Origin of the sequence: Tabrizicola sp. (assembly GCF_016793705.1) — a bacterium.
Taxonomy (GTDB): domain Bacteria; phylum Pseudomonadota; class Alphaproteobacteria; order Rhodobacterales; family Rhodobacteraceae; genus Tabrizicola.
The window spans coordinates 23,492-30,266 of record NZ_JAEULO010000046.1 but is presented as its reverse complement, the minus strand read 5'-3'; the positions used below and the strand labels follow the sequence as shown (position 1 = coordinate 30,266).

The window sequence follows — 6,775 nt, the reverse complement described above, 5'->3', positions numbered from 1 at the left end:
TGCATTTTGCAGGGCCGCGAGCTTTGCCTTGACCGACGTGTCGATCATGGTCGAGCCCAGCTTGACGACAAGACCGCCGATGAGGGATTCATCGACGGTCGTTTTCAGTTTCACGGTCTTGCCGACGCTGGCTTTCAGCGTTTCGGCAAGTTTCTTCGATTGTGCAGCGGTCAGCGCGCGGGCGGCGGTGACTTCGGCGGTCACTTCACCCTTCTCGGCGGCGATCAGGTCGGCCAGCTGCGCTGCAAACTGCGGCAGCACGAACAGGCGCCGCTTGTCGGCCATCAGCGCCAGCGTGTTGGCGGTCAGCGTGTCCAGGCCCAGCCTGGCGCCGATGGCGGCGATCACCTTGCCCTGATCCTCGCGGCTGATCACCGGCGAGGCGATCACGTCGCGCAGGTCAGCGCTGGCGGCAAGCGTATCGGTCAGGGCGGTGGCGTCGGCTTCCAGGGCCTTCAGCGCGCCGCCTTCCTTGGCCAGATCGAACAAGGCCGATGCGTAGCGCGCGGCGATGCCCAGAGAGATCGAAGCTGGTTCTGACACGTCAACCCTTCCGCTGTCCTATGCCCCGGGCTCATGCGAACCGGGCGTCCCTTTGGCGCACACCTACACAACCGTCTGGGCGGCACCATCCGTCGCGGGCGTCCTTAGCAGAGGCTTTCCCACCTCGCAACCGGGTTGAACACGCTTTCTTGAGCCGTGGATCAGCCACATCGCCGCTGTTGGCGCAAACGCCGCAAAAGGTCCGTTCAGCGACCCCCGGAACGGTCCTGCCCGTCGCGCCGCGTCCATCTTGCGGCCCGCCTCGAGAGGCGTGATTCCCGGATCCGCGGCTGCCATCCTGCCCTCACATCCGGTCACATGGCCGTCAAGGTCGGGTCCGCCCCGGTTGACCCTGCCGCCCGGTGCCGGGACTGTGCCGCAAAAGAAAACAGCAGAAAGGCAGGCAGCATGACCCTCTCGCGACGCGGACTTCTGGGCGCCGGCATCGGCACGGTCATCCTCGGCACCAGGGCGCGGGCCGAGACTCCGGCAGTGCGCAACAACATCTCAAGCTTCCGGGCGCAGGACTGGCGAGACCATTTCGACACGCTCGGCAAGGCTACCCTTGTCGCCGACACCACCTCGCGCGCCCTGCATTTCTGGAGCGCGGACGGGTCGGACTACCGCATCTTCCCGACCTCGGTCCCGCTGACCGACGAGCTGACCAAGCGCGGCTATACCTCGATCGTGCGCAAGAAGGTCGGCCCCAGCTGGACGCCCACCGCTTCGCAGATGGAGCGCTATCCGGACTGGAAGCCCATCGGCCCGGGACCGGAGAACCCGCTCGGGACCCACGCCATGTATCTCTCCTGGCCCGCCTACATCATCCACGGCACCCACGACACCCGGAAGATCGGCCGCCGCTCCTCCGACGGCTGCATCGGCCTTTTCAACGAGAACATCGCCGAACTTTTCGACCTTTGCCCCGTCGGCACCCAGGTCAGGGTGATCTGACGCCGGTCCGGGCGTAGGGTGGGTTTCCAACCCGCCTCACCTCCGGTTCAACGCCGGTTCCGCCGCGCCCTTCCCCACGCCCTCCAACACCCTGAGCGGCTTCTTCACCGCCGCCCGCAGCCCCCCTTGCGTCGGCGCATAGACCTGCTTCGACGCCTCGACCATCAGGACGCCGCCCGCCAGCCAGGGCATCTTCCGCCCCACGCCCTCCCAGAAATTCGCCGACCGCAGCCAGAACCGCGTCCCCGAGGGCGGGGCGAAGAGGACCGAACAGCTCCGCTCCGGCGTGAACCCGTGCCGCTTCAGCTGCGATTCCAGCTGCGCCACCGAATAGGGCCGGCCGAAGCCGAAAGGCGTCACATCCCGCCGCGACCAAAGGCCCGTGCGGTTCGGCACGATGAACAGCGCCCTCCCCCCCGGTCCCAGCACGCGGCCAGCTTCCTCCAGCACCGCCGAGGGGTTCTCCGAGGTCTCCAGCCCGTGCATCAGCACCAGCCGGTCCACGAAGCCCGTGGGCAGCGGCCAGGCCGTGTCCTCGCACAGCACGGACACGTTCTCCATCCCCGCAGGCCAGGGCATCACCCCCTGCGGACCCGGCATCAGCCCCACAACTCGCCGCGCCTCGGCCAGGTAGGGGCGCAACAGCGGCACCGCGAAACCGAAGCCCGCCACCGTCTCCCCGGCTTTCGGCGGCCAGAGCCGCACCACCTGGTCCCGGATCGCCCGCTGCGCCACCCGGCCCAATTGGGTGCGATAGTAGAAATTCCGCAGGTCCAGCACATCAAGATGCATTGCGGTCAGCCTGCCTTGGGATCACTCTGGTTCCATCCTAGCGGCGGAGGCAGAAAAGACCATGGCGCTTGAACTTGTCACCGTGCCCTGCCTGGCCGACAACTATGCCTATCTGATCCATGACAGCGACACCTTCCAGACCGCCGTCATCGACGTCCCGGAACCTGGCCCCATCCTCGGGGCGCTGGAGGCGCATCAATGGCGGCTGACCGACATCCTGATCACCCATCACCACGATGACCACATCCAGGGCGTCGACCGGCTCCGCGCCCAGACCGGTGCCATGGTTCTCGGCGCTGCCGCGGATGCCCACCGACTGCCCCGGCTCGACCTTGCGCTCGACGAACATTCCTCCTTCTCGGTGGGGGGCGAGTTTGCCCGGGTGATCGAGGTTCCTGGCCACACCATCGGCCATATCGCCTTCCATTTCCCCGACAGCCGCCTCTGCTTCACCGCTGACAGCCTCATGGCCGGCGGCTGCGGGCGGCTCTTCGAGGGAACGGCCCGGCAGATGCATGCGAGCCTCGCAAAACTGGCCGCCCTGCCGCCCGAAACCCTGATCTGCCCCGGCCACGAGTACACCGCTTCCAACCTGCGTTTCGCCGCCACCCTTGAACCCGGCAATCCGCATCTTATCTCTCGCATCGCCGAGGTCGCCGAGAAGCGCGCCAAGGGCATCCCCACCGTTCCTGTCCCGCTGCAAGTCGAGCTGGACACGAACCCCTACCTGCGGGTCCACCTTCCCGCGCTCAAGACAGCGGTCGGCCTCCCAGATGCCGACGATGTCACGGTTTTCGCCGAAATCCGGGCCAGAAAAGACAAGTTCTAGGCCGACTGTATCACAAATGGCGTGACTGACCGGGGGAAACCCCAAAATCTGGAAGATTGCGCTTGAAGTGCGGCCAGGAAAACCGAACTTTAGGCAGTATGAGGCCACGGTTGGATCGGGCCCCGGCGCCCCTCCGACCAGCAGGACAGGAGCACTGAAGTGCCATCGTTTTCGACCACGCTTGAACAGGCAATCCACAGCGCCCTGGCCCTGGCCAATTCGCGGCGCCATGAACTCGCAACCCTTGAACATCTTCTGCTCGCGCTGATCGACGAACCCGACGCCGCCCGCGTGATGAAGGCCTGCGCGGTGAATCTCGACGAGCTGCGTAAGACCCTGACCGATTTCATCGACGACGACCTCTCCACCCTGGTGACGGATGTCGAAGGATCCGAGGCCGTCCCCACCGCCGCCTTCCAGCGCGTCATCCAGCGCGCCGCGATCCATGTGCAATCCTCCGGCCGCACCGAAGTGACCGGCGCCAACGTCCTGGTCGCGATCTTTGCCGAACGCGAATCCAACGCCGCCTACTTCCTGCAGGAACAGGACATGACCCGCTACGACGCGGTCAACTTCATCGCACATGGCGTGGCGAAGGACCCGTCCTATGGCGAGGCGCGGCCCGTGCAGGGCGCCGACGAACAGGAAACCCCCAAGGCCGAGGCTGGCGAGGCGAAGGAATCCGCGCTTTCCAAATACTGCGTCGACCTGAACGTGAAGGCGCGCAAGGGCGACGTCGACCCGCTCATCGGCCGCGAGGCAGAGGTCGAGCGTGCGATCCAGGTCCTCTGCCGCCGACGCAAGAACAACCCGCTGCTGGTGGGCGACCCCGGCGTCGGCAAGACCGCCATCGCCGAGGGACTTGCCCGCAAGATCGTCTTGGGCGAGACGCCCGAGGTCCTGTCGAAGGCCACGATCTTCTCGCTCGACATGGGCGCGCTACTGGCAGGGACCCGCTACCGTGGCGATTTCGAGGAACGTCTCAAGCAGGTGGTGAAGGAGCTTGAGGATCACCCCGATGCGATCCTCTTCATCGACGAGATCCACACCGTGATCGGCGCTGGCGCGACCTCTGGCGGCGCGATGGATGCAAGTAATCTCCTGAAGCCCGCGTTGCAGGGCGGCAAGCTGCGCTGCATGGGGTCCACCACCTACAAGGAATTCCGCCAGCATTTCGAGAAGGACCGCGCGCTGAGCCGCCGGTTCCAGAAGATCGACGTGAACGAGCCCTCGGTGCCAGATGCGATCAAGATCCTGATGGGCCTGAAACCGCATTTCGAGGAACACCACGACCTGCGCTACACCAACGAGGCGATCAAGTCGGCGGTGGAACTGGCCGCACGCTACATCCATGACCGGAAACTGCCCGACAGCGCGATCGACGTGATCGACGAAGCGGGGGCCGCGCAGCACCTGGTGCCGGAATCCAAGCGCCGCAAGACGCTGGGGCTGAAAGAGATCGAGGCCGTGGTCGCCAAGATCGCCCGCATCCCGCCGAAATCGGTGTCGAAGGACGATGCCGAAACCCTGCGCGACCTTGAGAAAACCCTCAAGCGCGTGGTCTTCGGCCAGGACAAGGCGGTGGAAGCGCTCTGCTCTGCCATCAAGCTCGCCCGCGCGGGCCTGCGCGAGCCCGAAAAGCCCATCGGCAACTACCTCTTCGCCGGGCCGACGGGGGTGGGGAAAACCGAGGTAGCCAAACAACTGGCGTCGTCTCTGGGCGTGGAACTGATCCGCTTCGACATGTCGGAGTACATGGAGAAACATGCGGTCAGCCGCCTGATCGGCGCGCCTCCGGGCTACGTCGGCTTCGACCAGGGCGGGATGCTCACCGACTCGGTCGACCAGCACCCGCATTGCGTCCTTCTGCTGGACGAGATGGAAAAGGCCCATCCGGATGTCTACAACATCCTCCTTCAGGTGATGGACCACGGCAAGCTGACCGACCACAACGGTCGGACGGTGGATTTCCGCAACGTGATCCTGATCATGACCTCGAACGCGGGCGCGCGGGAACAGAGCCAGGCCGCCATCGGCTTCGGCCGCGAACGCCGCACGGGCGAAGACACCGCCGCCATCGAGCGGACCTTCACCCCCGAATTCCGCAACCGCCTGGACGCGGTGATCAACTTCGCCCCCTTGGGGAAAGAGATCATCATGCAGGTGGTCGAGAAATTCGTCCTGCAACTGGAGGCCCAGCTTCTGGACCGCAACGTCCATATCGAGCTGACCCCCGAAGCCGCCGCCTGGCTGGGCGACAAGGGCTACGACGACAAGATGGGCGCCCGCCCGCTGGCGCGGGTGATCCAGGAACACATCAAGAAGCCGCTGGCCGAGGAACTCCTCTTCGGCAAGCTGGTCAAGGGCGGCCTGGTGCGGGTGAAGGTCAAGGACGACGCCATCACCCTCGACATCGAGGAACCCGCGAAACCGCGCCTCACCGGCCAGAAGCCCCCGCTCCTGACCGCCGAGTAAGGTGGCCCGACGACGAAGCCCCCGCCCTCACCCGGCGGGGGTTTTCATTTGCGGCGCGCGCAGCTCAGCGCCCCCCAAGCCCTTTCACATTGGCCCAAATATCCCCGCCGGAGGCCACGGCTTCCACCGGCGCACCCTCAACCTTCCGGACCCAAACGCCGCAAAAAGCCCTTCCCCTCCCCCTCGTGGGGAGGGGCTGGGGGTGGGGGGTTGCCGCGGGCAAAAGTCAACAAATCCTGAACGCCCACGCGCAACCTGTTGAAATCGCTCACGCGAATTTTCTGTCCACCGTGGACAGCTACTGAACCGCCGCCCGGTACAGATGCCAGGTCGCATGCCCCAGCACCGGCAGCACCACGATCAGCCCCAGCAGGAACGGCAGGATCCCGACCGCCAGCCCGGCAGCAACCACCAGCCCCCAGGCCGCGATCACCCGCGGGTTCTCCCGCGCGACCTTCACCGAGGTCGTCACCGCCACCGGCAGGCTCACATCCCGGTCCAGAAGCAGCGGAAAGGACACCACCGACACCGCCAGCACCGCGATCGCCAGCAGAAACCCGACCCCTGTTCCGATGATCGTCATCGCCCAGCCCGCCGGAGTCGTGACCGCCTCCGTCAGCAGGGCCATCAGGCTGGCAGGCCGCTCGGGTCCCAGCGTCGCCGCATGAATCGCGTCGGCGATGAGAAGCCAGGCCATGAAGATCACCCCGTTGAAAAGCGCCAGCATCACGATCCGCGGGAACCGGGGCGAGCGCAGCACCTCGAACATCGAGGCCCAACTGACCTCCAGACCCGCCTCGCGCCTCCGGCTCAGCTCATAAAGCCCCAGCCCCGCCACCGGACCCACCAGCGCAAAGCCGGACAGTGCCGGGAACAGCAGATGCGTCAGGTTGCCCTGCGCCGCCAGCGCCAGCAGTACTGCCCCCATCAGCGGATACAGCATGCAGGCGAACATCACATCCGACCGCATCGCCGCCAGATCCTCCCACCCCTTCCTGAGGGCGGTCCGCAGGTCGCCCATCGTCAGCCTGCGGGTCACAGGCGGCGCATGTTCGCGGGCCGGGGCCACGACCACCGTCGCATATCCGGCCGCCGATCCCAGCGCGCCCATGGTCCAGGACAGCGGATTTCCGATCGTCTTCGGCATCAGGCTTCCTCCCGTTCGGGGGCGCCGGGGCCAGT

General features: G+C 66.0%; 6 protein-coding genes. 3 read left to right on the top strand and 3 right to left on the bottom strand.

What is annotated here, in order from left to right:
- A partial coding sequence (locus JNJ68_RS13195; protein ID WP_294982844.1) for a F0F1 ATP synthase subunit delta occupies positions 1-543 on the bottom strand: 543 nt, incomplete at its 3' end.
- A gap of 408 nt (positions 544-951) precedes the next feature.
- Between JNJ68_RS13195 and JNJ68_RS13190 the strand changes: the two genes are divergently transcribed.
- Positions 952-1,497 (top strand): L,D-transpeptidase, encoded by a 546-nt coding sequence (locus JNJ68_RS13190; protein WP_294982843.1) that lies wholly within the window; start codon positions 952-954, stop codon positions 1,495-1,497.
- A 36-nt stretch (positions 1,498-1,533) separates the two neighbouring features.
- Here JNJ68_RS13190 and JNJ68_RS13185 read toward each other — a convergent pair whose 3' ends face one another.
- Entirely contained in the window at positions 1,534-2,289 is a 756-nt protein-coding gene (locus JNJ68_RS13185; protein WP_294982842.1) for a methyltransferase domain-containing protein, read from the bottom strand.
- Between the two features lie 61 nt (positions 2,290-2,350).
- On the opposite strand from JNJ68_RS13185, the gene gloB reads away from it, so the two are divergent.
- Positions 2,351-3,118, top strand: a complete 768-nt coding sequence (gene gloB, locus JNJ68_RS13180; RefSeq protein ID WP_294982841.1) for a hydroxyacylglutathione hydrolase — start codon at positions 2,351-2,353, stop codon at positions 3,116-3,118.
- A gap of 159 nt (positions 3,119-3,277) precedes the next feature.
- A complete protein-coding gene (clpA, locus tag JNJ68_RS13175; protein ID WP_294982840.1) occupies positions 3,278-5,593 on the top strand; it encodes an ATP-dependent Clp protease ATP-binding subunit ClpA in 2,316 nt (771 codons plus the stop codon).
- Positions 5,594-5,891: 298 nt separating this feature from the next.
- Here clpA and JNJ68_RS13170 read toward each other — a convergent pair whose 3' ends face one another.
- On the bottom strand, positions 5,892-6,740 hold the full coding sequence (locus tag JNJ68_RS13170; RefSeq protein ID WP_294982839.1) for a DUF2189 domain-containing protein: 849 nt from the start codon (positions 6,738-6,740) through the stop codon (positions 5,892-5,894).
- Positions 6,741-6,775 lie beyond the last annotated feature (35 nt).

What these genes read in the sequence shown, in the direction of transcription:
- JNJ68_RS13190 (WP_294982843.1), top strand. Translation starts at nt 952, where the DNA reads ATGACCCTCTCGCGACGCGGACTTCTGGGCGCCGGCATCGGCACGGTC.
- JNJ68_RS13185 (WP_294982842.1), bottom strand. Translation starts at nt 2,289, where the DNA reads ATGCATCTTGATGTGCTGGACCTGCGGAATTTCTACTATCGCACCCAA.
- gloB (WP_294982841.1), top strand. Translation starts at nt 2,351, where the DNA reads ATGGCGCTTGAACTTGTCACCGTGCCCTGCCTGGCCGACAACTATGCC.
- JNJ68_RS13170 (WP_294982839.1), bottom strand. Translation starts at nt 6,740, where the DNA reads ATGCCGAAGACGATCGGAAATCCGCTGTCCTGGACCATGGGCGCGCTG.